Annotated in this window: 20 protein-coding genes, 2 pseudogenes and 1 riboswitch; of the genes and pseudogenes, 8 read left to right on the top strand and 14 right to left on the bottom strand. The window is 33.5% G+C overall.

Annotated elements, in window-relative coordinates; all coding sequences use genetic code 11:
• Nucleotides 1-11: 11 nt before the first annotated feature.
• Nucleotides 12-111, bottom strand: a riboswitch (SAM riboswitch).
• 211 nt (nt 112-322) lie between these two features.
• The 5 genes and pseudogenes from QMO72_RS03090 to hutU form a co-directional block, all read right to left on the bottom strand.
• Nucleotides 323-1,204, bottom strand: a pseudogene (locus QMO72_RS03090) (SDR family oxidoreductase).
• 84 nt (nt 1,205-1,288) lie between these two features.
• Complete coding sequence (locus tag QMO72_RS03085; protein WP_069822866.1) at nt 1,289-2,413, bottom strand: amidohydrolase; 1,125 nt, start codon at nt 2,411-2,413, stop codon at nt 1,289-1,291.
• A complete protein-coding gene (locus tag QMO72_RS03080; RefSeq protein ID WP_103266134.1) occupies nt 2,413-3,582 on the bottom strand; it encodes a SulP family inorganic anion transporter in 1,170 nt (389 codons plus the stop codon). The genes QMO72_RS03085 and QMO72_RS03080 overlap by 1 nt, the downstream gene beginning before the upstream one ends.
• A gap of 133 nt (nt 3,583-3,715) precedes the next feature.
• On the bottom strand, nt 3,716-4,948 hold the full coding sequence (hutI, locus tag QMO72_RS03075; protein WP_103266135.1) for an imidazolonepropionase: 1,233 nt from the start codon (nt 4,946-4,948) through the stop codon (nt 3,716-3,718).
• A complete protein-coding gene (hutU, locus tag QMO72_RS03070; protein WP_103266136.1) occupies nt 4,945-6,609 on the bottom strand; it encodes a urocanate hydratase in 1,665 nt (554 codons plus the stop codon). The genes hutI and hutU overlap by 4 nt, the downstream gene beginning before the upstream one ends.
• 351 nt (nt 6,610-6,960) lie before the next feature.
• Here hutU and QMO72_RS03065 point away from each other — a divergent pair, with 351 nt between their 5' ends.
• Nucleotides 6,961-7,836: a LysR family transcriptional regulator gene (locus QMO72_RS03065; protein WP_069822870.1), complete on the top strand. Its 876-nt coding sequence runs from the start codon at nt 6,961-6,963 to the stop codon at nt 7,834-7,836.
• Here the strand turns inward: QMO72_RS03065 and hutG are convergent.
• Nucleotides 7,826-8,755 carry a formimidoylglutamase gene (gene hutG, locus QMO72_RS03060; RefSeq protein WP_103266137.1) on the bottom strand — a complete coding sequence of 310 codons (930 nt, stop codon included), beginning with the start codon at nt 8,753-8,755 and terminating at the stop codon, nt 7,826-7,828. The genes QMO72_RS03065 and hutG overlap by 11 nt on opposite strands.
• 255 nt (nt 8,756-9,010) lie before the next feature.
• Here hutG and sdpC point away from each other — a divergent pair.
• A pseudogene (gene sdpC, locus QMO72_RS03055) lies at nt 9,011-10,261 on the top strand (peptidoglycan release complex CPBP-like subunit SdpC); the annotation flags it as partial.
• Between the two features lie 584 nt (nt 10,262-10,845).
• On the opposite strand, the gene QMO72_RS03050 reads toward sdpC, so the two are convergent.
• A complete protein-coding gene (locus QMO72_RS03050; RefSeq protein ID WP_199196654.1) occupies nt 10,846-11,532 on the bottom strand; it encodes a ribose 5-phosphate isomerase A in 687 nt (228 codons plus the stop codon).
• A 158-nt stretch (nt 11,533-11,690) separates the two neighbouring features.
• Here QMO72_RS03050 and QMO72_RS03045 point away from each other — a divergent pair, with 158 nt between their 5' ends.
• Nucleotides 11,691-12,359: an MOSC domain-containing protein gene (locus tag QMO72_RS03045; RefSeq protein ID WP_103266140.1), complete on the top strand. Its 669-nt coding sequence runs from the start codon at nt 11,691-11,693 to the stop codon at nt 12,357-12,359.
• 86 nt (nt 12,360-12,445) lie between these two features.
• Here the strand turns inward: QMO72_RS03045 and QMO72_RS03040 are convergent, their stop codons facing one another.
• From QMO72_RS03040 to QMO72_RS03030, 3 genes are all read right to left on the bottom strand, one after another.
• Nucleotides 12,446-13,456: an aldose epimerase family protein gene (locus QMO72_RS03040; protein ID WP_286093235.1), complete on the bottom strand. Its 1,011-nt coding sequence runs from the start codon at nt 13,454-13,456 to the stop codon at nt 12,446-12,448.
• Between the two features lie 543 nt (nt 13,457-13,999).
• On the bottom strand, nt 14,000-15,238 hold the full coding sequence (locus QMO72_RS03035; protein WP_103267555.1) for an ABC transporter permease: 1,239 nt from the start codon (nt 15,236-15,238) through the stop codon (nt 14,000-14,002).
• Nucleotides 15,231-16,130: an ABC transporter ATP-binding protein gene (locus QMO72_RS03030; protein WP_103267556.1), complete on the bottom strand. Its 900-nt coding sequence runs from the start codon at nt 16,128-16,130 to the stop codon at nt 15,231-15,233. Before QMO72_RS03030 ends, QMO72_RS03035 begins: the two co-directional genes overlap by 8 nt.
• Before the next feature lie 244 nt (nt 16,131-16,374).
• On the opposite strand from QMO72_RS03030, the gene QMO72_RS03025 reads away from it, so the two are divergent.
• Nucleotides 16,375-17,991, top strand: coding sequence for a ribulokinase (locus QMO72_RS03025; protein WP_103267557.1), 1,617 nt, complete (start codon nt 16,375-16,377; stop codon nt 17,989-17,991).
• Between the two features lie 126 nt (nt 17,992-18,117).
• Here QMO72_RS03025 and QMO72_RS03020 read toward each other — a convergent pair whose 3' ends face one another.
• Nucleotides 18,118-18,702: a DUF805 domain-containing protein gene (locus QMO72_RS03020; protein WP_103267558.1), complete on the bottom strand. Its 585-nt coding sequence runs from the start codon at nt 18,700-18,702 to the stop codon at nt 18,118-18,120.
• A 200-nt stretch (nt 18,703-18,902) separates the two neighbouring features.
• Here QMO72_RS03020 and QMO72_RS03015 point away from each other — a divergent pair, with 200 nt between their 5' ends.
• A complete protein-coding gene (locus tag QMO72_RS03015; RefSeq protein WP_103267559.1) occupies nt 18,903-19,514 on the top strand; it encodes a DNA-3-methyladenine glycosylase in 612 nt (203 codons plus the stop codon).
• 233 nt (nt 19,515-19,747) lie between these two features.
• The gene (gene gltS, locus QMO72_RS03010; protein ID WP_103267560.1) at nt 19,748-20,956 is read left to right on the top strand and encodes a sodium/glutamate symporter; all 1,209 of its coding nucleotides are present in this window, start codon (nt 19,748-19,750) and stop codon (nt 20,954-20,956) included.
• Nucleotides 20,957-21,019: 63 nt separating this feature from the next.
• Here gltS and fni read toward each other — a convergent pair whose 3' ends face one another.
• Nucleotides 21,020-22,060, bottom strand: coding sequence for a type 2 isopentenyl-diphosphate Delta-isomerase (gene fni, locus QMO72_RS03005; protein ID WP_046835761.1), 1,041 nt, complete (start codon nt 22,058-22,060; stop codon nt 21,020-21,022).
• A gap of 68 nt (nt 22,061-22,128) precedes the next feature.
• A complete protein-coding gene (corA, locus tag QMO72_RS03000) occupies nt 22,129-23,076 on the bottom strand; it encodes a magnesium/cobalt transporter CorA (protein WP_103267561.1) in 948 nt (315 codons plus the stop codon).
• 136 nt (nt 23,077-23,212) lie between these two features.
• On the opposite strand from corA, the gene QMO72_RS02995 reads away from it, so the two are divergent.
• Nucleotides 23,213-23,680 carry a thioesterase family protein gene (locus tag QMO72_RS02995; RefSeq protein ID WP_103267562.1) on the top strand — a complete coding sequence of 156 codons (468 nt, stop codon included), beginning with the start codon at nt 23,213-23,215 and terminating at the stop codon, nt 23,678-23,680.
• Nucleotides 23,681-23,694: 14 nt separating this feature from the next.
• Entirely contained in the window at nt 23,695-24,096 is a 402-nt protein-coding gene (locus QMO72_RS02990) for a hypothetical protein (protein ID WP_103267563.1), read from the top strand.
• A gap of 128 nt (nt 24,097-24,224) precedes the next feature.
• Here QMO72_RS02990 and QMO72_RS02985 read toward each other — a convergent pair whose 3' ends face one another.
• The gene (locus QMO72_RS02985; protein WP_103267564.1) at nt 24,225-25,124 is read right to left on the bottom strand and encodes an alpha/beta hydrolase fold domain-containing protein; all 900 of its coding nucleotides are present in this window, start codon (nt 25,122-25,124) and stop codon (nt 24,225-24,227) included.
• Nucleotides 25,125-25,191 lie beyond the last annotated feature (67 nt).

The raw sequence follows: 25,191 nt of genomic DNA, 5'->3' as shown, positions 1-25,191 counted from the left end.
TTTATAATTGATCCCTATCTTCTAGCATTTATCCAAACTACTGGAATTAGCACATGCATCACCATGTTGTCGAAGTATCGACAGACCTGCCTACACTTCTCTTGATAAGTATTTCCAATGATTTTCTTACAGTACTTAATAGCTCATCATACGTCAAATACTGCTAAATGTTAATATGGTATATACTTTTTGTCAATATGATATTAGAAGTGAAAATGACAAATACAAGAATTTATAGTAAAGCATTACCTTTACTTTGACATAATAAAAAGCCAGAAAACCCGTGGTATGATTTTCTAGCTTCTAAATTCAATCTATAAATTTAGTCTAACTGCGTGCCTCCAGTTACACCGTATACTTGACCTGTAGTATAACTTGATTCTTCAGCAGCTAAATGTACATAAACACCTGAAAGTTCTACAGGTTGCCCTGCTCGACCAAGCACTTCTTTCTGCCCAAAGGTTGGTATTTTTGATTGTGGTTGACCACCCGATATTTGTAGCGGAGACCAAAATGGTCCTGGTGCTACACAGTTTACTCGGATACCCTCAGCTCCCAATTCTTCTGATAAACTCTTTGTTAATGAGATGATAGCAGCTTTTGTAGCGGCATAATCATGTAAAATCGGACTAGGATTATAGCCCTGTACTGATGAAGTTAACGTAATTGTTGCTCCTGCCTGTAAATAATCTAATGCTTTTTGAACTGTCCAAAATATTGGATAGACATTGGTTTCAAAAGTTTCTGAAAATGATGCGGTATCAAAATCTTTTATACTATTTTTATATTGTTGATGACCTGCAACAAGCGTGACATTATCTAAACCCCCCAGTTTATGATAAGCTTCTTCGACCAAATCATAATTGAATTGTTCATTACGTAGGTCACCTGGTATTAAAATAGCACGTCGGCCTTCATTCTCTATGATTTCTTTTACCTCTATTGCATCTTCTTCTTCTGCTGGTAAATAGTTGATTGCTACGTCTGCCCCTTCTCTTGCATAAGCAATTGCGGCAGCACGACCAATAGCTGAATCGCCACCTGTGACTAACATCTTATAGTCTTTCAAGCGCCCATACCCCTTATAAGAGGTTTCACCACAATCAGGTTTAGGATCTAATTGTTGTTGTAGTCCTGGCGCCTATTGCTCTTGTTGAGGAAAATCTGCATTTGAAAATTTTGTTCTAGGATCTTGAGATGCCATTATTAACACTCCTTCAATTCATGTCGTCTTTCATCCTTACCCCATTTTCATTTCATTTAATACATAGATACATCTATTTTCTAATTAGTTTTCATTCAAAAGCTTTAGTACAAATGTAATAAAGTAGTCTGGCACTTTTTCTAAAATACGTTCATCTGGATCATACTTAGGGTGATGTAAATCATATTCACTATTTGAACCTATAAAAACAAACACACTAGGATATTTTTGTGAAAAACCAGAAAAATCCTCTCCTATTGTTAATGGTTTGTCCATAACCTCAACGTTATAACCTACTTGTTTTGCAACTTCAATCGCATCATTCGTTAGCTTTTCATCATTTTCAACAGCTCCAGGTAAGCGATGATAAATCGTTTCAATATCAACACCAAAAGCCTCTGCTAACCCTTTACCTATCGATTTCAAACGTGCTTCTATATAATCTCGTTTTTCTGCATCAAACGTTCTTACAGTCCCTTGAACATAGGCTTGATCCGCAATCACATTCCATGTATTACCACTTGAAACTTCGCCGATTGTGACCACTGCACTATCGAAAGCTGATAAATTTCTGCTAACTATAGATTGAATGCTATTTATTAATTGACCTAGTACGATTGTGGGATCATTTCCTTGTTCAGGTTTAGCTGCATGAGCACCTTTGCCTTTGATTTTAAATTCGAAACGATCTACGGATGATGTGATAACACCAGATTTTACTGCAAATTGTCCAATGTCTAATGTTGGATAGTTATGATAACCTAAAACAGCTTTAGCGCCATCAATAGCACCAGTATCTGTAATGTGAAACGCTCCATAGCCTAGTTCTTCGGCTGGTTGAAAAATAAGACGCACACGTCCATTGAGTTGATCTTCAATCGCTTTTAACCTCGTGGCTACAGCTAACACACTAGCCATATGTATGTCATGACCACATGCATGCATCACACCTTCATTTGTTGAAGTAAATTCATGAATCACCTGTTCGTCAATAGGTAAGGCATCGATATCAGTCCTTACAGCTACAAATTGCTCCCCTTGTCCAACTTCGGCGACTAATCCAGTGTCTAAAGGTAAATCTAATACTTTTATGTCATATGATTCTAAAATACGTTTTAATCTTTTTGTTGTTTCATATTCAGCATCCGACAATTCTGGAAATTGATGAAATGTTCTTCTCCAATTAACGTAATCTTCATATTGCGGCATTATGCGTCACTACCTTTCTTTTTTAAATTATTAACTATATAATAACCAATTGTTACCAAAACGACACCAACTGCAAGGTTATTCGTAATTAATATAATAACGAATGTTAGTAATACGGTACTACCATTAAGTATTGGAGCGTGTTTTATAAATGGTATGGTACGACGATCAAAAGTATTCAGTGAAATGGTTATTAATACCGTAGATAAAACAGCCATTGGTATTTGCCCAATGATTGCTCCAAAAATAAATATACTCACTAGTAAGAAACTACCTGTTATAAGTGTAGACAATCTAGAACTTGCACCCATTGACACATTGAATCGGGATTGTCCTACAAGTGCACTGCCACCATAACCGCCAAAGATACCAACAATAAAATTTGCTATACCTTGTCCAATAGTCTCTTTGTTTTTATCACTTTTTGAAGCTGTCACATCATCCATCATACGCGCTGTTAATGTTGTCTGTACGATAGCTACGATAGCCATTGTCACGCCATATACAAATGCAATCACTAAAAAATGCCAATCCCATATATCTTTTGGAATAGATGGCTGAGGTATTTTTACATGAATGGGTGACATATCACTAACAACTTTAATATTCGGTTTGAAGACCCAGGCAAACACAGTTAATATAACGATTGCTATTAAAGGTGCTGGTATTATTTTTATAAACTTAGGCACAATCCAAATAAAGCAAAATGAAACAATCGTAATCATATAAGTTTCTTTTGAAATATTGAAGATATTTTTCAACTGAGATGTAAATAATAGTATACCTAAAGCATTCATAAATCCAATTACAACACCTAAAGGGATCAAATCTAACAATTTGTTTATATTGCAATATCCTAAGATGATTTGTATCGTCCCCATAAAAATTGTTGCCATAATTAATGCCTGCAAACCATGACTCGCTGCAAGTGGTGCAACTACAAGTGACACCCCACTGCTTGGTGCAGATACCATCAATGTCCTATTGCCTGTCACACTAATCACAAGCATCATCAGCCCTGTACTTATCAATCCAATCGTCGGGCTAACACCCGCAATGAGGGAAAAAGCTATCGCTCCAGGAAGTAAAGCCAATGCAAGTAATATACCGGATAATATATTGTTACTTATATTTCCTTGCCACTGTTTAACATAAGTGGTCTCGCTCACATCAAACGTCACCTCCCCATCCCTTTAGTACTTATGTTATCATAATTGTCGGAATATTTAATCAATTCTCGTTTATTCTCACTTTAACAAAAAAATGCAGTTAAGCTTTATATTGCTTAACTGCACTTATCTTTTATAAACTCAATTGATTATCAACAATAACTGCACCATCTTTAATCACTTTTTCAGCGTGATTGATGCCATAATGATATGGAATATATTCATGATTAGGCGCATCCCAAATAACGATATTTGCCTTATCACCTTCGTTAATTGTACCTGCATCTACATCTATTGCTTTGGCAGCATTAACTGTAACTGCATTCCAAATTTCATTAGGTGATAATTTTAATTTTAATGCTGCAATTGACATAATCAGTTGCAGATTATTCGTTACACAACTTCCTGGATTGAAGTCTGTCGCAATTGCTATTGCACCGTTATTAGCTATCATACCTCTTGCATCGGCATATTGCTCTTTGCCTAAATAAAATGTCGTACCTGGTAATAATACAGCTACGGTATCACTATCTTTCAATTTCATTTTACCTTCTGTACTTGAAGCCACTAAATGATCTGCAGAAATAGCCGCTTCATCAATAGCAAGTTCTAAGCCACCAAGAGGATCAATCTCATCTGCATGTATTTTAACTTTGAAGCCTAATGCTTTCGCAGCTTCCATATATTGTTTAGACTCTTCAACTGTAAACACTCCAGTTTCACAGAAAATATCTGCAAAATCCGCATATGCTTTAACTTCTGGTAATAAATCTATCATTTCTTGCAAGAACGCTTGATTTGATTTTGCATCTTTCGGCACAGCATGCGGACCTAAGAAGGTGTGTCTCATATCTAAGTTATATTTTTCAGCTAAGCGATTAGATACACGTAATTGTTTTAATTCGTTATCCTTATCTAATCCGTAACCACTTTTACTTTCGACAGCCAGCACACCATGTTGAATCATCGTTAATAAATTTTTCTCTGCTTTGTTAAACAGTTCCTCCTCTGTCGCATTGCGTGTAGCTTCAACAGTAGATAAAATACCTCCACCTTGCTCAAGTATTTCTAAATAAGAAACACCTTGTCTTTTAAGCGACATTTCGTGTTCTCGAGAACCACCATGCACTAAATGCGTGTGTGCTTCTACAAGTGCTGGTGACACCACTTTACCTGTTGCATCTATTGTTGCTTTGGCTTCATAGTTATCAGTATGTGCCCCCGAATATAAAACTTTGCCTTCATGAATGACTACTGTTCCATTCTCAACAATCTCTAATTCGTCTAATTCCTTACCTTTTAAAGGACGATTGGTAGATTTAGGTAAAATTAATTGTTTAATATTTTGAATAATTAAATCGTTCATTTTTTATCTCCTTTGCCTGTAATCATTGGAATTTTAATACCTTTTTCTTTTGCTACATCGATAGATGATTGATAACCTGCATCAGCATGTCTTACTACACCCATACCCGGATCTGTGGTCAATACACGCCCTAAGCGACGATCAGCGCGTTCTGTCCCATCTGCTACTACAACCATACCAGCATGTAATGAATAACCCATGCCAACGCCGCCACCGTGATGGAATGAAATCCAAGAGCCACCTGCTGCTGTATTAATCAAAGCGTTTAAGATCGCCCAGTCTCCTACAGCATCAGAACCATCTTTCATACCTTCTGTTTCTCGATTTGGACTCGCAACTGAACCAGAATCTAAGTGATCACGACCTATAACAATCGGTGCCGAAATTTCCCCGTCTCTCACTAATTTATTTAATGCCAATCCCATTTGGGCACGTTCTTCATAACCTAACCAAGCAATACGAGAAGGCAAACCTTGGAAGGCAATTTTTTCTTCTGCTAAATCTAACCAACGTATTAATTTTTCATTATCAGGGAATAATTTCCTCATTTCTTTATCAGCACGTGCTATATCTTTCGGGTCTCCACTTAATGCTGCAAAGCGAAATGGTCCTTTACCTTCACAGAATAATGGTCGAATATAAGCTGGAACAAAACCTGGAAAGTCAAAAGCATTCTCTAATCCATTATTAAATGCAACTTGGCGAATATTGTTTCCATAATCAAATGTAACTGCACCTTTTTCTTGAAATTCGAGCATCAATTGGACATGCGCTTTCATTGAATCTTCTGATTTTTTAACATATTCTTTCGGATCTTTATTGCGCAATGCTTTTGCTTCTTCTAAAGTATAGCCTTGTGGAATATAGCCATTTAAAGGATCATGTGCACTTGTTTGGTCAGTAACTATATCAATTTTAAAATTTTTATCCAAAATTGCTCTATGTGTATCTACAGCATTACCAACTAAACCAATAGAAAGTGGCTTACCTTGTTGACGCGCCTCTTCAGCTAAGCGCAAAGCTTCATCTAAATCACGTGTTTTTACATCGCAATAACGTGTTTCAATACGTTTATCTATTCTTGTTTCATCTACGTCAACACCAATGACTACACCGCCATTCATTGTAACCGCAAGTGGTTGTGCACCACCCATGCCTCCTAATCCCGCAGTTAAAGTCACCGTACCATTGAGTTTTCCATCGTAGTGTTGGTTTGCTAGCTCACCAAATGTTTCATATGTGCCTTGAACAATACCTTGTGAGCCAATGTAAATCCAACTTCCAGCGGTCATTTGTCCATACATCATAAGCCCTTTTTTATCTAACTCATTAAAATGATCCCAGTTTGCCCATTCTGGTACAAGGACTGAATTTGATAGCAATACGCGTGGCGCCTCTTCATGTGTTTTAAATACTGCAACAGGTTTACCCGATTGGACTAACATTGTTTCATCAGCTTCTAAAGAACGTAATGTTTCTTCGATTGCTTCAAATGCTTCCCAATTTCGAGCTGCTTTCCCTATACCTCCATAAACGACTAAATCTTCTGGACGTTCAGCAACTTCAGGATCTAAATTGTTATACAACATTCTCAGTACTGCTTCTTGTTCCCAACCTTTACATTCAATATCTAAACCTTTTTTCGCTACTATTTTTCTCATGAATCATCACTCCTTGTGTTTAATAAAATACCTTATTCCGGTAAAAATTATTTTTAAATACGTACGCATGTTAACTAAGGACGTCATTTTAATGATTACGAATGTGATGGTACAAAGTATGTACTTAATATTTGTAAGTCGTTCAATGAATCATTGCTTTATTTCTTGATTTAATACTTTCAACAAACAAGCACTTAACTATTTCATATCAGCTCATACATCTCATTCGAAAGCATGTTTCCTTCTATATTTCTTAGTATAATATGTTAATATATAGACTACCAATATAAATAAACTAAATATTTATAACTTAAAACTATAACTCAACTAATCATTATTAGGAGGATGCACATGAAGATTATTCAATTAGAATATTTTGTCGCTGTGGTAAAATATAATAATTTCACAAAAGCAGCTAACTTTTTGCACATTAGCCAACCATCATTAACCGCTACTATTAAAAAACTAGAGAACGAACTCGGTTATGAACTTTTCATACGCACGACCAAAGATATTAAGATTACTGAAAAAGGAATACAATTTTACAATTATGCAGAGGAACTCATACAAACGTATCATCAAACTGTTGAAAAAATGCATGATCTCAATACTAGCCAAGAACCTAAAATCAAGTTATCCATATTAGAATCGTCTAACCAATGGGTGTCACAAGTTATTGCTGCCCACCATAAGCACCACATGAACCAAACCTATCTCATTTCAGAGATTCATGATCAAACTAAAATTCTTGAGCAGTTAATAAACTTCGAAAATCATATTGCTTTTACTAACGAACAGATTACACATGAAGCTATTGAATCTATACCATTATATGAAGAATCCTATGTCTTGATTGCACCTAAAGATACATTTCCAAAAACGAAAGCACTATCTATCCAATCATTACCACTCATATTACCAACTCAAGGTTCTCAAGTACGTAAACATCTGGATGATTACTTTAAACGGATGAATATACATCCTGAAATCATCATGGAAGTTGATCGTTTTGAAGCGGCTACAAATTTTGTCCATAGAAGATTAGGCTATGCTGTAATTCCTCGCGTATACTATCAATCATTTAATGCCCGTGATTTAGATGCCATAGATATACGCCCACAAATTGGCCGTACCATCTATATTAATTATTTAAAAAAAAGAAAGCACTCTGAGCGAGTACTTTCGTTAATTGAACATTGCATTTCTTATTGGAATATTAAAGAATAAAATGATGGAAAAAATGAGCTGTCAATTTTGCAGTACGATTATCAACATCATACTTAGGATTGGTTTCAGCAATACTAATTGTTGAAACTTTTTCATTTGGAATAATACGTTTAGCTAGTTCTAATACAACATGAGGGAATAAACCCAAAACCGCATTGGCACTCACACCAGGCGCAAATGCACTATCAATTACATCCATACAAATTGTAAACATAATAACATCATGATCATGTATAAAACGTTCAATTTTATCTTTTATCGGCGGAGATATTTGATGTAAGAGTTCATCAGAATATACATAGCCAATATTTTTGTCTTCTGCATAATCAAAAAGCCCTTGTGTATTGCCGCCTTGCTGGATACCTAATACTAGATAGTCAGCGTTATCATCTTCTTCTAAAATTTGTCTAAAGCTAGTACCAGATGTAGATTTTTCTTCTTCTCTTGTATCAAAGTGGGCATCAATATTGATTACGCCAATCGATGCATCTGGATATGCTTCTCGTGTCCCGAGATATTGCGCATATGCAATATCATGTCCTCCGCCAAGTAAAAAAGTTTGGTTATGCCTTTGAATTGAAGTTGCTACATAATGTCCAAATTCTTGTTGTGTTTCTTCTAATGTTTCATGATCATGTTCAACATTTCCATAATCATACACGGCACATTTACGCACAACAGGAAGATTAGCAAAGTTTTTTTTAATGGCATTGGGCCCTTCATTAGCCCCTAACCTTCCTTTATTCAATTCAACACCTTTATCAACTGCATAACCTAATATCCCTACACCATGTCGCGATTCATTGGATTCTTCCTTTATATTTTGGAATTGGATTGTTTGAAAATGTCTAAACTGTTTTTCATCTGTTTCACTGTCAATTCTACCTGTCCATAATTCACGTTGTGCTAACTTATACATAGTCTTCCTCCTTTGAAATGCTACAACACATTTAAGTATACGCTTACATTTTTGTCAATTCAATTTATACTTACCTTTACCCGATAGTCCCAAAAATAATATTTAAAATACACTTTAAATATTTCATTTACATGTTAGTTTACGTAAAACTATTACATTTCAATGATAAATACTTTAATTTAATTTATTTCTGTTTAATAAGTATGTATAATTAAAAACAAATGATTTTTCTGAAACCCAAATGGAGGTTACATAATGAATAAAAAGCGTATACCCGGTTTTCAATGGGCAATGATGATATTTATTTTCTTTATCATCTCTTATGCATTGCCAATTATACTAAAAGATTTTCAAAATACAGTGCCGTTTAAAACTTTTGTTTTTGACATGAGTTTCTTAGCACCGTTCATCGCTACAATTCTATGTATTATCGTTTTCAAACATAGAACGACTCAATTAGGTAGTTTGAAATTCACAATCAGCTTAAAGGTGATTGAGCGCATCTTATTAGCACTTATTTTGCCATTAGTTATTTTTATTATAGCAATGGCAAGTTTTAATGTTTTTGCTGATAGTTATGTTTTATTACAGTCTGAAGATTTATCAGTATCTATTTTCTCAATTATACTCGGACAGTTAATAATGGCTTTCTTAGTAGAGTTAGGTTTCCGTTCTTACTTACAACATATCGTTGAAACTAAGATGAACACCTTATTCGCTTCTATTTTAGTGGGTATCATGTATGCAATATGGAGTATCAATATATCATTCAGTTTTGAATATACGTTATATAATTTCTTATACTATTTCGCATTTTCTATGATTATCGGTGAGCTAATTAGAGCTACCAAAGGTCGTACAATTTATATTGCTACAATATTTCATGCAGCAATGTCATTTGGCCTTGTATTCTTGTTCAATGAAGAATTAGGTTATGTATTTTCTATGAAAGTCATCGCACTTTCTACAACAGTAGTAGCAGTTATCTATATTGTATTAAGTTTCATTATTCGCGGAATTTTTTACTTCTTTACTAAACGTAACTTAGATGAAGTAGATGAAAATAATTACTTAGACCACGTTAACGAAGACTCTGAAAATGATAATACAGCGGCACAACCTTATACAAAAGCTGATGATAAATCACAAAAAAGTGAGCCTGCTACAACCCAACATGATAAACAAGATGATGACGCGCCAGTAGACCATGACAGTCCGCAGCAACATGATTCACAACATACAAAGGAGTCACATGTGAATCAACAATCTGATCACAACAACACGTCATCTGTTGATGAACAAGACCTTGAACATCGTCATGATGAAACAAAAGCTCATGCCAATGATCATCAAGACATACAGGATGATTCAATCAATGATGATAGTCGTGCAAATATTACTTCACAGCCTACATCTGACGATACAGAAGATTCAAACCAAACAGCGGAAGTAGACAGCAAACCAAAACGCTATAGTCCTGTTGAAGCTTCAACGGAAAAAGCACACACTGATGCTTCAAAAGATACACAAGATGAAACGATTACGAAAAAAAAACGCTACGGTTCAAACCGTAAATCTTCTGCGGTGAAAAACGCTAAAGCATCTATCACGGAAGATCATGAACAAGGTTCAACTGAATCACAGCAACCAACTCAAAATGAAAAATCAAATGATGATAAAAATGAATCGGCATCGCGTTCTCCTTTTAAACTAAAAAGTAAACGTGGCCATCGTCGATAGAGCAGCGATACTTCACTCATAGTTAAAATATCAAAAAAAGACAAAGCAAGTGCTAAAAAGTAGCATTTGCTTTGTCTTTTTATTTATCAACTATAATGTTGCATAATGATCTTAGACTCTCAGTCACTTTTACAAGCCAAGTTATCATTTTAAGCTTCATAGCAAGGGTTTCAGGCTCATTCTTGAAGGAAAAGTCATAGCCGAACACTACAACATAAAACAGTACTCAGAGAAAGTATCCACCAAAAAACTGCCACAAAGTCAGAGCGCTTGTCGCAGTTTTAAACTTACATTGTTTTAATATGTAGATCTTTATATCATTAAATGAGTAACATATTGCTAAAGATAATTTATTTTTGAACCACTTTCACGCCTGCTGGTGTACCAATAATCACTTGGTCAGTTACATCTAAGAAATATCCTGTTTCTAATACGCCTACAAGATGAATAAGATATTCATGCATAGCGTATGGATCTATATTTTTATGCAATACAATATCAAGTATGTAATTCCCATTGTCTGTTATAAATGGCACATCATCAACCATACGACGAATCGTATTCACATTTTGGTCTGCTTCAATTTTTTTAGAAACGAGTAACCAATTAAATTGATCTACCTCAACGGGTAATTTAAAGGTTTGGCCTAGGTAGTCTACACATTTAGATTCATCAACTAATACAATAAACCTATCGGCCATTGCGTCGATGACTTTTTCTCTAAATAATGCACCCCCGCCACCTTTAATCAAATTTAAATTTTCGTCTACTTCATCTGCACCATCAATTGCCACATCAATTTGATCAACATCATTCACATCCACTACTCGAATACCTAATTCTTTTGCTATAAAAGCAGTCTTGTTCGATGTACATACGCCTGTAATATGAATGTTTTCTTGATCTAGTTTGCTAGCAATTTTGGGAACAAGCAATTCTATTGTTGATCCAGAGCCAATACCTACGATCATACCGTCTTTAATTTGGTCTAACGCATCATTAAATGTACTTATTTTCAACTGTTTCTTATCCATAATGCTTCCCCTTTACACACAGTACTTTTCTTTTTATTGTACATGAGATTTATTAAAATACATAGTTAAAAAAAGAATTTTCACTTCTAATTTATTAGTATAGTTTGCATAATCGAAATATTGTTTTAAAATTATAATAATTAGTCTTTAGGGGGAAAATAATGATATATGCCTTAAATGCAATCTCAACTGGTAAAATTCAAGATTTACCTTATAGTAAGAAACGCCCTATGCGTTCAGCACTAAACAAAGAAAAATTTCAAGGTACAATGTTGCTCACTAAAACTGGATTTATTGAAGATGAGCAAGAATATAAAGGCCACGGTGGTCCTAATAAGGCAGTTTGTGTTTACAGTAAAAAGAATTATAAGTTATGGAAAGATGATTTGCCAACTTTACCTAATTACGCTATGTTTGGTGAGAATTTAACTGTCCTTGATTTAGATGAAAAAGATGTTCATTTTGGTGATCAATTCTCACTCGGAGAAGCCATCGTCGAAGTTGCTGAAATCAGAGAGCCTTGTTGGAAAATTCAAGAGAAATATCAAATCCCTGACTTAGTCAAACGTATGTCTCGTTCATGTAGAACAGGCTTTTATTTCAGAGTATTAGAAGAAGGGGTTGTACATGATTCTTCAAATTTAAAATTAATAAAATCAGCTGATAAAACGACATTACTCTCAGTTTTTGAACTTAATGACATTTATTACAATGACAATAAAAACATATCTCGATTAACATACGCCTTAAACAATCCATACTTAACTGACGAACGCATTGCTAAGTTAGAAAAATTCTTAAAACGTGCACAAACTCTTACAAACAAATAAAATCTATTTATATGTTTGTATGGGGTTAATAATCAATTAAAAAGAACACGCCACTTCAATGGCATGTTCTTTTTATATGACTTTATTTATTTTTCAAAAATCTTATAAGACGTTTTAGAGTAGTATGGTGTATTGGCTTCTAGGATTGAAGGTGCTTTATCCCCTAATAAATTAATATCATTAGGTATACATTGCGTTTCAAGTGTAAACCCAGAATGCGCTTTATAATTATTAAAGTCACTTTGCCAACTTGTAGTATCATTAAATGTGAATATCACAATATTGGGCATGTCTGTTTTTACTTTTAATAAAAAATGTTTGTTTTCAACAGTCATTTCATTACTTCCTAAATCAAATGGGTGATCGATACCACCAAAACGATCCATTTGTTCTTTAATTACTGCATCTTCACTATTAAATATATCTTTGAATTGTATATTCTCAGAATTGAATTTATTCACTAAATCCACTGGCTCTAAACTTTGAACAATATTGTCTTCATTCAACAAATACATGTCTAACTTGGAACTCGCAATACTATGATTATCAATAACCTTATTGTCTCTATTCAAGTTAAAGTACACATGATTCATTGGATTAAATATCGTCTTTTCAGTAGCTATCGCCTTATATTCAATTGTCCATTTATGATCAACATCGTACGTATGTATGACTTCTAAATCAATATCTCCAGGGAAATGGTCAACTGAGCTCTTAATTGTAGTTTTAAAAATAATTTTCACTTGTCCAACTTGCTCTTCAACTTCATAATCAAAGAATTGCGTATCAAGTCCGTGTGGACCACCATGAATATTATGTTGGCCATTATTGGAATCAAGTTGATACGTTTTTCCATCTAATTGGAAAGTTGCATCGGCGATTCTACCACCATAGCGACCAATTGTAGCACCAAAATTAAATGGATTTTCTGTGTAAAACTCATCCGCTTCTACTACATTACCAAGTACAATATTATTATCATCAAATTTCCATGAAACTATTCGTGCACCATAATTCGTAAAAACAATTTTCGTTTCCTCATTATCAATTTTTATTAAATCAATTCCATTACTTTGACTTTCTACTTTTGCAAACATCATCAATTACTCCCTTTCAAACCAAACATTTTCTCTTTGTATCAACGCATGGTTTTATCATGAATAAAAATCAATTACAAACGTAACCTATAATACTACAATGCAAATGGGGTTATGTATTGGTTATAGGTAATTCCTAAATTCACTAAAATCATCAACCGACATATCTTCATACTACTGCATGTTTATGTATTCGAATGGGTGCTCCCATGCTTCCCTTAAACATAAGTGCGTTACTTAAAGATAATTTAACATTACTTATAACTTATAGTATGAATGTATTAAGCTTACTTTTAATTCGATATACTCTTATATTGTAACAATTTATACAAATATATATATCTATACTAATCGTCAATTCTAACAAACTATTTCTAAAATTGTTATACTTTTTTACAATACTATGTATTTTCAATGCAAAATTTCTTTCTATTTTAACATTTTCAAATTATAACTCATATATTCCCTATCTATATTTATTATATACTTAGGTTTAAAAAAGAAACGGTTACTTCCCCAATTGGGATTTAACCGTTTCTAACATCAGTTTTTATTAAAGATATGTTTCATAGAATTCATAAAACCTTTATCAAAACTTAGTATCGTATCTTTATAGCTTCGTACTGCTATCCATAACAATACAAAAATAGTTATTATCGATAACCCAATACTCACTAAAATTTCCCAAATAGCAACATCAGGTGTCGAAGCACGTACAAACATTACAAACGGGGAGAGTAAAGGGACGAAGCTTGTGATTTTTGCTAATAAAGTATCTGGATTGGTAGCACTAAAAATTGAGATATAAAAAGCTATCATACTCATTAAAGTCATAGGCATGAGCGCTTGATTAATATCTTCAATACGTGCAGTAATAGATCCTAAGATAGCTGCCAAAATAACATACGACAAAATACCAATAACCCAAGAAACAATACCTACGAGCGTCAACTGTATTGTTAATTCATTAGGTTCTATATTAAATCCTTTTAGCATCTCTCCGATATCAAATACAAAGAAACAAATAACTCCTGTCAATATAATAATCATAATTTGTGTTAAAGCAACTGCAATTACAGCTGAAATCTTAGCAAGTATATGAGTCACTGGAGAGACGCTTGTTATAATCATTTCAATGACGCGTGACGTTTTCTCAGTTGCAATCTCCATCGCAACTTGCCCTGCATAATTGATAATGATAAAGAACATTAACATTATCCCTACATATACCATTACAGTATTAAATGTTTTTTGTGCTTCACTTAAATTTGACTGTCCACCATTATCAGAGATGAGTTCTGATGTCACCTTACTTTGTGATTGTAATTGTTTGAGTTCTTTTGGAGTAAGATCTAAATGCGAAGCTAAAATTTGTGTTTGAATGGTGGTTAAAGTACCTTGTAATTTTTTCTTATCTGCTTCTGATACAGGATCTTTACTCACAATTTTTCCTGATAGATTTTCACCTTTATTTAATTGGATGATATAAGCCTTATCCAAGTTCTTTTGCTCTATTTGATTTTTAGCTTGTTTTTCTGTTACTTTCTTAAACTTAGTATCATCGTCCATTTGATTGCCTTGTGCCTGAATAGCTTTATAAATATCATCATTTGAAGTAACAACGCCTACTTTGTCTGGTCCATCATCAAACATATCCATGATTTTATTAACATTTGAAGCGGCAATTATTAAAATAATGACAATAGTTGTGAATATCACAAATGATTTCGTCTTGATTTTATTTTTGTATGTTAAGGAAAAAGTCGAAAGAAATTTATCCATGCAAATCACCAACTTTATCTATAAAAATCTCATTGAGTGACGGTTCAACAACTTGGAACCTTTTTACAAAACCATATTGTATAACAACCTTATAAATACTTTCAGCAATTGTTTCTGATTCGATCATCACTTTAATCTCTTTTTTATTTCTTTCTACCTGAAGTACACCTGGTAGATTATCAATTTCTTTCATTTCGTGTTCTGTTTCTATAATGACGCTCTTGTTGCCATGGTTAGCCTTCACTTCATTTATGGGCCCTGATACAACTAATTTCCCCTTATTCAATATGCATACATCATCACAAAGTTCTTCTACATGTTCCATTCTGTGTGAACTATAAATTATTGTGGTACCAGCATCATTTAAATCTTGTACTGCTGATTTTAGTAGCTCTACGTTAACAGGATCTAAACCACTGAAAGGCTCATCTAAAATCAGTAACTCAGGATTGTGTAACATACTTGCTAAAAGTTGAATTTTCTGTTGATTGCCTTTTGATAAAGCTTCAATTTTCTTTTCTCGGTTTTCACTAATATCAAAACGATTTAACCAGTAATCTATCGCTTTTGTAATCTCTTTTGCTTTCATACCTTTTAAAGTAGCGAGATAACGTAATTCTTTTTCAACTTTCATCTTAGGGTGTAAGCCTCTTTCTTCCGGTAAATAGCCTATCCTATTATATAAGCTTCGATCAATTACTTTGTCATTATATGTTATTTTTCCTTCAGTAATAGGCGTTAAACCTAATATCATCCTGAAAGTTGTCGTCTTCCCCGCACCATTTCTACCTAGAAAACCCAACATTTTACCTCGGTCTAACGATAATGAAATATCATTGACTGCAGTAAAATCTTTATATCTTTTAGTAATATGTTCGATTTTTAATGACATTTGCTCGACACCTCTCTTTTGAAAATAATATACCTTGATGATACCATTTCAAATTTAAATACACACTACTTTATAGAGTGTTATTTTTCATGTCACTTTCTAATCTTTCATACAATCTATTCCCTCTTTCATCAAAACATATATTCAGTATATAAACTTTACATTATATTATGTAAGCACTATCATTGTATTAAAATAAACTGTTCTCTTATTTTCACTACTAATTATTAGGAGGCTTCACAACATGAGTTATAGTATCGGTATCGATTATGGCACTGCTTCTGGTCGTGTATTCTTAGTGGATACATCGAATGGAGAGATTATTTCTACTTATATCAAAGCATATCCACATGGCACAATTTCAGGTTCATTAAATGGTAAGGAACTTCCGCATCATTATTTTTTACAACATGCAGAAGACTATACAAACATACTGAAAGATGGTGTACAACACGTAATTGATGATAGTAAAGTTGATCCTACGGCTATCATCGGTATCGGTATCGATTTCACAAGTTGTACAATTGTATTTTTAGATGAAACATTTAAACCATTACATATGCACGATGATTTAAAAGATAATCCCCATGCATATGTAAAATTATGGAAACATCATGGCGCACAAGATGAAGCCACCCATATGAAAAAAATCAGTGATGCTATAGATCGTTCTTGGTTAGATTTCTATGGACATAGCGTGAATAGCGAGTGGATGATGCCTAAAATATTAGAAGTCAAACACCAAGCACCAGAAATCTTAGAGCAAACTGCTTATATTATGGAAGCAGGTGATTATTTAGTTAGTTTATTAACTGATAAAAACATTCGTTCTAATTGTGGTATTGGATTTAAAGGCTTTTACAATAAAACTGATGGTTTTAATTATAAATTTTTCAAAGCAGTAGATGCTGAATTACCTGATATTGTTAAATCAAAATGTGAGGGCGAAGTAATTAACATCGGTGAAAGCGCGGGAAGTCTTTCTCCATATTTCCAAAGTTTATGGGGCTTATCTAAAGAAGTTCAAATCTCTCCATATATCATCGATGCACATTCTGGTGTGCTTGGGGTTGGCGCAATTGAACAAGGTGAATTTACTCCAGTCATCGGTACCAGTACATGTCATTTGATGCTTGATGCTAAACAAGAACCGATTCCTGCCATTACAGGTTCAGTGAAAGATGCAATTATTCCAGGTTTATATGCTTATGAAGCAGGACAAGCAGCTGTAGGTGACCTATTTAATTATTCTGCTAGCTTGGCACCCAAACATATTGTTGACGCAGCAGAAGCTAAAAATATGACCGTCATTGAATATTTAGAAATATTGGCCTCTAATATATCTATCGATAAACAGCACGTCACAGTGCTGGATTGGCATAATGGTAATCGTAGTATTTTAAGTGACAGTCACCTCACTGGCAGTATCTTTGGTTTAACATTACAAACACCTTTTGAAATGATTCATCGCGCGTATTTGGAATCTACTGCTTTTGGAACAAAAATGATAATGCAACAATTTGAGAATAATAACATTCCAGTCCATACCGTCTATGCAGCGGGTGGCATTCCTATTAAAAGTAAACTTCTTGTCGATATTTATGCAAATGTACTTAACAAGGAAGTCGTCGTCATAGATTCCAGTAACGCTACTGCATTGGGGGCAGCTATGCTAGGTGCTCATGTTGGCGGCGCTTACGATTCACTAAAATCAACCGTCATGCATATGAAACAACCTGTATATTATCGTAAATATCCTGAACCAACAAAAGTTAAGCAATATGAACGACTATTCGAACGCTATAAAGCTTTACATGATTTATTAGGCATATCACACCCTGAATTATCTTATATCAAATAATAATAATAAAACGTTGTAGCCTTTAATTATATAAGGCTACAACGTTTTATTATCATTTAAAATTATTTGGTGATTTATCTATTATTTTATTTCTTAGATTATATTGGTTTTTAATCTATTTTTTTCTTAATTATAAAGGTCTGCGTAATCATGACTTACTGATTTAAGATGATTACCATATTTATGGCTCGGCCCATATTTGTTTGTCCTTCTCTCGCTATCTAGACAACAAATCACTATATTATAGATACCTACAACCATATACAACATATAACTTACAATAACAATAAGAGTACTTGATAAGTACTGGTATTCAGGATCCTGATAATTTATTATCGACATTAATATATAAGTTATAATTAATAGAGTTAAAAATATAAGTGGGAGTAACATTGTTCTCCCTGTATCATGAAACCGTCTTATTAACATTGCCCAATTCGGAATTAATGTCGCTAAACTATAAATGGCAATATATATCCAACTGATAAATAATAAGATAAGACCTATCATTGCTGTAGTTGAACTATATGTGGAAATGCCTGTAATCATAGTCATTAAACCAATTAATAATAAAATAAGACCCGGAACTATAAAAATAAGATGCCACAATGCCATATACCAATACTCACTTCGACGTGCACGACCTTTAAAGTTAATATAATTCTTCCAAAATAGCTTCAATGCTTGGCCAAAGCCTATTTTTCTCTCCATATAATACCCTCATTTCACATACGTTAGTTCATTAGCTACATTTTAGTTTTGTATTAAATTTTGATACATTATATATAAATGAAATACGTCCCAATATACTCAGTTTAACAAAACACAACGGGATTGATAATATAATTTTACATAATTTTTAATAATTTTAAAAACAAATATTTTTTAAAATTACAATGGAGGCACAATCAATGGACTTCGTAAGTAGAGATACAATTACCATAGCTAAAGATTTATTAGGTGTGCGTATCGTTTTTAAAGATGACCTGCACACTTTTACCGGTTATATAGTAGAAACTGAGGCATACGTAGGCGAACAAGATCAAGCTGCACACGGTTACAAAGGAAAAAGAACACCAAAAGTGGAATCGCTATATAAAAACGGTGGTACAATTTACGCACATGTGATGCATACACATCTTTTAATTAATTTTGTTACTAAAACAGAAGGTGTTCCTGAAGGTGTTTTAATTAGGGCTGTCGAGCCCGAAGAAGGTATTGAAGTCATGCAATTAAATCGAGGTAAAAAAGGGTTCGAATTAACAAATGGTCCTGGGAAATGGACAAAAGCTTTCAATATACCTCGACATTTAGATGGCTCTCGTTTAAATGAAGGTCGTTTGCTGATAGATACAAAACATCGCAAGTATCCTCAAGCCATTGAAGAAAGTGGTCGTATTGGGATTCCAAACAAGGGAGAGTGGACATTTAAACCGCTTCGTTTTACAGTAAAAGGGAATCCTTATGTATCTAGAATGCGAAAATCAGACATGACAAACCCTGACTTTACATGGCGAACATAATACGACAAATATTATTTTATATTGATTTAAAATAAGTTCGTCCCTGTAACAAGGGTATTATTTAATTACACTTAACTCATTCTTATGCCTTGTCATTAATTCTTAACTAGCATTATGAATCTCACATCTGTATAATAACAATCACGGCGTTTTGTAAACGCTTTTAATAATCGTTTTTTTATTTATAAATCATGTACCAATCAGCTTGATTCGTATATTAAGGGGGAATGAAAATGCTAGAATTAGATGCTATTACAACTTTAGCACTGGCATGTGTCTTATATCTTTTAGGTATATTTATAGTTGACCATGTCTCTATACTGAGACGATTATGTATACCGGCACCGGTTATAGGTGGTTTGTTATTCTCGATAGTCGTTGCAGTTTTACAATCAACACATATCATAACAATTAAGCTAGATTCTGAATTTCTTCAGAATTTCTTTATGCTTGCGTTCTTTACAACTATTGGACTCGGCGCGTCACTCAAATTGTTACGCTTAGGTGGAAAAGTCTTAATATTATATTTTATCTTTTGTGGACTACTTGCCGTGTGCCAAAATATTATTGGCGTTTCTTTAGCCAAAGTGCTCAATATACCTGCTTTACTTGGGCTAACAGCAGGTTCAATGTCAATGGAAGGTGGTCATGGTAATGCTGCCGCCTATGGTCAAACGATACAAGGTTTGGGAATAGATTCCGCTTTAACTGCTGCTTTAGCTGCCGCTACATTAGGACTTGTAGCCGGAGGGTTAATTGGAGGACCAGTAGTTAAATACTTAATTAATAAGTACGATCTAAAACCACAACATGCAGATGAAACGACTAAAGATTATGGAAATGTAAGATCAAATCATTATTTACATAAGCGTATGAAACCTACGACTGTCTTCTTTATTCAATTTACAATTGTAGCAATTTGTATGGCAATTGGAACTTACATTGGCAACACTTTTTCTGATTTAACAGGAATTAATATTCCTATATATGTAGGAGCTATGTTTGTTGCCGTAATCATACGAAATATTTCAGAATTTAATAATTTAAATCTTATAGATATGAAGATTGTAGATAGTATAAGTGATGTATCATTAAGTCTTTTCTTATCTATAGCTTTAATGAGTATTCAACTAACTGAAATCTATAAATTAGCTATCCCTTTAATTGTTATTGTATTAGTACAAGTTATATTTATTGTTTTATTCTCAGTATTTGTTGTGTTCCGTGGCTTAGGTAAAAATTATGATGCTGCTGTTATGATTGGTGGTTTCATTGGACACGGTTTAGGTGCTACACCTAACGCAATGGCTAACTTGGATGTCATTACGAAAAAATTTGGTGCTTCACCAAAAGCTTATCTTGTCGTACCAATCGTTGGCGCATTTCTCATAGATTTATTAGGCGTTCCTATCGTTACTACGTTCATTAATATTTTTAAATAGTGAACAGTGACTTCAATAATAAAAGCGCCATCAAACTCAACTGTTTGATGGCGCTTTTTATTATTAAATATTTAAATTTCTTTGTTCAATCCATGATTGAAGTTTAGGACTGAAAATCATTTGTGCATGCCTTAAATCTTCTATGTCTTTAGCATTAAGCATTGTCATAATCTTCTTCATATGATCAGAAAATTGTTCGACATATTCTAATGTCGCTGTAATACCATTATTTTCAACTTGATTTAAAAATGGACGTGACATGCCAACTGCACTTGCACCTAAAGCAAGACACTTCACTGCATCTAATGGTGTACGTACGCCACCACTTGCAAGTATATCCATATCTTGTTGTGCGCCTGTACTTTCTAACATAGACTCAACCGTGGTTTGTCCCCATAACCCAAGATAATCCATATCTTTATAAGCACGTCTTTCATTTTCTATATCAACGAAATTCGTTCCTCCGCGTCCACTGACATCAACATAACGCACACCTATTTCATTTAATTGTTTAATCGTTTCCTTACTCATTCCAAAACCAACTTCTTTAACGATGACAGGCACATCTACGTGCGCTACAATTTGAGATAAATTGTCCATCCAAGTAGAAAACGTTCTATTTCCTTCTGGCATCACAAGCTCTTGTGGTGCATTTACGTGAACTTGAAGTGCTTGCGCATCCAGTAGTTGTACTGATTCTTTTGCTTTATCTACAGGTACATCTGCACCAACATTACTGAATATAATCCCTTGTGGATTCATCTCTCTCACTACAGTAAAAGAAGACGCCATTTTACTATTACGTAATGCTGCATGTGTAGAACCTACAGCCATTGCCATTCCAGTTTCTCTTGCAATAACCCCTAGTTTTTCATTTATTTGTTTTGTCCATTCACTACCACCAGTCATCGCATTAATATACAATGGATGCTCAAGCGTAAAATCTTTCAACTGGCTTTGCAAATTAATATTTTCCACATCAATATTAGGAATAGAGTGATGTACAAACCTAATTTCATCGAAGTCTGAAATTGTAGAATCACTTTGTGCCATTGCAATTTCTACGTGTTCATTTTTTCTTTGTTCCCTTTTTAAATCGCTCATCTTTTTTGCTCCTACTTTCAATACTTTTTATGTTCAAACTATCATTTTCTATGCCTTACAACGAATAATTAAAACCATTGCTTCCGTTTAAAATAGACAATACAAACTAGACTAATCAATAACATTATCGCAAGTACTATATAATAACCATAATGCCACTTCAGTTCTGGCATATGTGTAAAATTCATCCCATAAATACCCGTAATTAATGTTAAAGGTAGAAATACGACAGATACGAGTGTGAGTATCTGCATAATATTATTCATTTTAAACGATGTATAGGAAGCATAATTATCCCTAATCTCATTCGTCATTTCTTGTGACATTTTCAATATGTTTGCCTGCTTAATCATATGATCCTCTATATGTTGAATATACATATGATTTTTATCATCTACAAGTAAAAGACTGTTCTCTTTTATATTATCTACTAATTCACGCATTGGATAAATCAAACGCTTTATTTTTATAATATTAGAGCGTATTTTAAACACATTATCCATAACTGTTTGACTTGCGTTATCATTAACATGTCGATCTTCAAACTCATATACTTTATCTTCGATAGCGTAAATCGGTTCAAAGTATTCATCAACGAATTTATCTAATATATATAAAACGACATCAGCTGCATCTAAGTCATTTTGAAAATGATTAGAAATCGAAGCATTCACCGTATCTAATATATCAAACGGCTTGTGATGATAGGTGACCAGCATGTCACCTTTAATAAATAAATTGAGTGCCTTAATCCCCTCATCTTTATTATCAATACTATGAAATACAAGATATTGATATGAATCATAAGCTTTATACTTAGCTCGTGGCGTTCCATTCACTGTATCATCGATTTCTAATTTATTAAAGTTAAAGTATGATTTTAGTAGTATATCTTCTGATTCAGTTGGCTCATTAAAGTCGCACCATATGAATGTTGCAGCTTGTGGGATCTCATCAAAGTGTGAAACTTCCTTTAACGGGATATCAGCAGTCTGATATTTTATTGTGACACTCATCATTTCACACCTCAGATCATTTTCTTTATTTTACCATGAAATACAACGCGTGTAAGTTTTGAATATCTTTAGTAAACTAGCATTAAACTATAAATTTCAAAATATCATTTTTCATATAATCAAGGAGCTGTTTGGTATGGAAACACCTTTTACAATGCATCAATACGTCACTAAGGATATGATTGATCATAATGACCATGTACATGATGCCAATTATAATATCATATTTAGTGAAGCTATTAATCAATTTAATTATCAGCATGGCTTGTCTTTAAAAGAGCGCAAACTTTTGCACTATACGCTCTTCACAGTAGAAGAACATACTTCTTATCTTTCTGAATTAGTTGAAGGCGATCAATTTAAGATTACAATTTATTTATACAATTATGATGAAAAAAGAGTGCATTTCTTTTCCATTATGACACAAGAAAATGGTACAACTGTAGCTACAAATGAAGTGATGATGCTAGGTATAGATAGCGTAATTAAGAAAACCGCTCCCTTTCCACAGCAATATGCACATCAAATCAAGCAATACTATCGTCAGCAACCGCATATAGACTGGCCAAAACAACTTGGTCACCGAATCAACATACCAAAGTAAGGAGCTGTATTTATATGACACAAAGCATAAATGAAATTGTCCAATTACAACTTTACGATTTATATGATGATACTAAATTTAAACTTAGTGAATTAAATCAAAATAAAAGTTTAGATATTAATGGCCCAGATAGTAAATTAATTAAGCGTGGATTAGATATTAGTTATTTGCAAGGACAGAAAAAAGCCATTGATGCAATTAATACTATTTTAGAAACATACCCTGCCACACAAGATTTCATCAATTACTATAATCAATATGCCAAAAATTATATACAGGAGTTTGAAACATCGAGCACTCAATTTCAAAATATGATACATCCACAAGACGAATTCGAACTTTTTTTAGCAAATCATTATCAGTTAATGGGTCAAAAATCAATTATTAATACAATCAATACACTTGTAAACAACTAATTTAGCGTTAGAAATAGCTAAATTCATATGCAAAAAAGTACACTTCCATTTAAATGAAAGTGTGCTTTTCTATTATCTATGGATATTTATGTTCCAAAGCCTATACTTATTTCTATCTTAAATCCATTTTACGTATTAAGTGTCTCGACTATATGTTTCACTACCTTATGTGACTCTCTTATTGGTAATAATGGAAATGCGTTTACCATTCTCTTATATTCATAGAAATGTATTGATTGTTGTTGTGCGTTCATCATATTCGCTAACCTGTACATATCAGGCAAATAAACCTCTCTTTCACCACCGAACACATATAATGGTGGTAAATTGCTTAACTCTCCATAAATTGGGGAAACTTTAGCATCATTTAGTGATAAACCATCCGCCCAATAATTCATTATTTTTTGCACACTATCTCTATTAATAATGACATCTTTTTTCTCTAATTCTGGCGTTATTGCTTCATTATTTAAGTTAGCATCTAACAATGGAGAAAATAAATAAAGTTTATTTGGCAATGGTTGGTTCTCTATTTTTAATTGCTGTATGAAGCTTAAAGCTAGTGCACCTCCAGTGCCATCCCCCATAACTACAATATCCTCATGACTAACTTCTGAGAGCAACTGTTGGTACACATCTCGAATCGCTTGGAAAGTATCATTTATATGATATTGTGGTGCTTTAGGATATATTGGCATAACTACTTCATATAACGTACTTAATGCCAATTTATCCATGAACCTCCAATGAAATGCAGAAGGCTGTAAAATATTATATCCTCCGTGGATATAAAGTATTTTTTGCTTTTGGCTATGTCTAAATCTAAATCTAAAAAGTTGTATATCACCAATAAATTGTTTATCTAAATCTGACTTAACATTTAAGGTTTCTGGTTGCTTGTGTTTTTCTTTATTTAATTTCAATCGTAGATCTAAAAATGTTTCAAAGTCTTGATTGTCTTTAAACATTATAGATCTATGCGGTAATAAATACTTATTAATAAATTTAGTTGTCAATCCTGATTTCATGTATAATCAACCCCATCTCAGTTTTATAATAAATGTTCAATCCAACGGAATTTTTTAGTATAACTTA

Source organism: Staphylococcus casei (genome assembly GCF_030294405.1).
Taxonomy (GTDB): domain Bacteria; phylum Bacillota; class Bacilli; order Staphylococcales; family Staphylococcaceae; genus Staphylococcus; species Staphylococcus succinus.
This window is presented reverse-complemented; position numbering and strand designations above follow the sequence as displayed.

Bases quoted from the DNA above. Each gene is read 5' to 3' on its own strand.
- gltS (WP_103267560.1), top strand. From the start codon at position 19,748: ATGCTAGAATTAGATGCTATTACAACTTTAGCACTGGCATGTGTCTTA.
- hutG (WP_103266137.1), bottom strand. From the start codon at position 8,755: ATGTATAAGTTAGCACAACGTGAATTATGGACAGGTAGAATTGACAGT.
- QMO72_RS03035 (WP_103267555.1), bottom strand. From the start codon at position 15,238: ATGGATAAATTTCTTTCGACTTTTTCCTTAACATACAAAAATAAAATC.
- QMO72_RS02995 (WP_103267562.1), top strand. From the start codon at position 23,213: ATGGAAACACCTTTTACAATGCATCAATACGTCACTAAGGATATGATT.
- hutU (WP_103266136.1), bottom strand. From the start codon at position 6,609: ATGAGAAAAATAGTAGCGAAAAAAGGTTTAGATATTGAATGTAAAGGT.
- hutI (WP_103266135.1), bottom strand. From the start codon at position 4,948: ATGAACGATTTAATTATTCAAAATATTAAACAATTAATTTTACCTAAA.
- QMO72_RS02985 (WP_103267564.1), bottom strand. From the start codon at position 25,124: ATGAAATCAGGATTGACAACTAAATTTATTAATAAGTATTTATTACCG.
- QMO72_RS03025 (WP_103267557.1), top strand. From the start codon at position 16,375: ATGAGTTATAGTATCGGTATCGATTATGGCACTGCTTCTGGTCGTGTA.
- QMO72_RS03030 (WP_103267556.1), bottom strand. From the start codon at position 16,130: ATGTCATTAAAAATCGAACATATTACTAAAAGATATAAAGATTTTACT.
- QMO72_RS02990 (WP_103267563.1), top strand. From the start codon at position 23,695: ATGACACAAAGCATAAATGAAATTGTCCAATTACAACTTTACGATTTA.
- QMO72_RS03045 (WP_103266140.1), top strand. From the start codon at position 11,691: ATGATATATGCCTTAAATGCAATCTCAACTGGTAAAATTCAAGATTTA.
- QMO72_RS03040 (WP_286093235.1), bottom strand. From the start codon at position 13,456: ATGTTTGCAAAAGTAGAAAGTCAAAGTAATGGAATTGATTTAATAAAA.
- QMO72_RS03015 (WP_103267559.1), top strand. From the start codon at position 18,903: ATGGACTTCGTAAGTAGAGATACAATTACCATAGCTAAAGATTTATTA.
- QMO72_RS03085 (WP_069822866.1), bottom strand. From the start codon at position 2,413: ATGCCGCAATATGAAGATTACGTTAATTGGAGAAGAACATTTCATCAA.
- QMO72_RS03065 (WP_069822870.1), top strand. From the start codon at position 6,961: ATGAAGATTATTCAATTAGAATATTTTGTCGCTGTGGTAAAATATAAT.
- QMO72_RS03020 (WP_103267558.1), bottom strand. From the start codon at position 18,702: ATGGAGAGAAAAATAGGCTTTGGCCAAGCATTGAAGCTATTTTGGAAG.
- fni (WP_046835761.1), bottom strand. From the start codon at position 22,060: ATGAGCGATTTAAAAAGGGAACAAAGAAAAAATGAACACGTAGAAATT.
- corA (WP_103267561.1), bottom strand. From the start codon at position 23,076: ATGAGTGTCACAATAAAATATCAGACTGCTGATATCCCGTTAAAGGAA.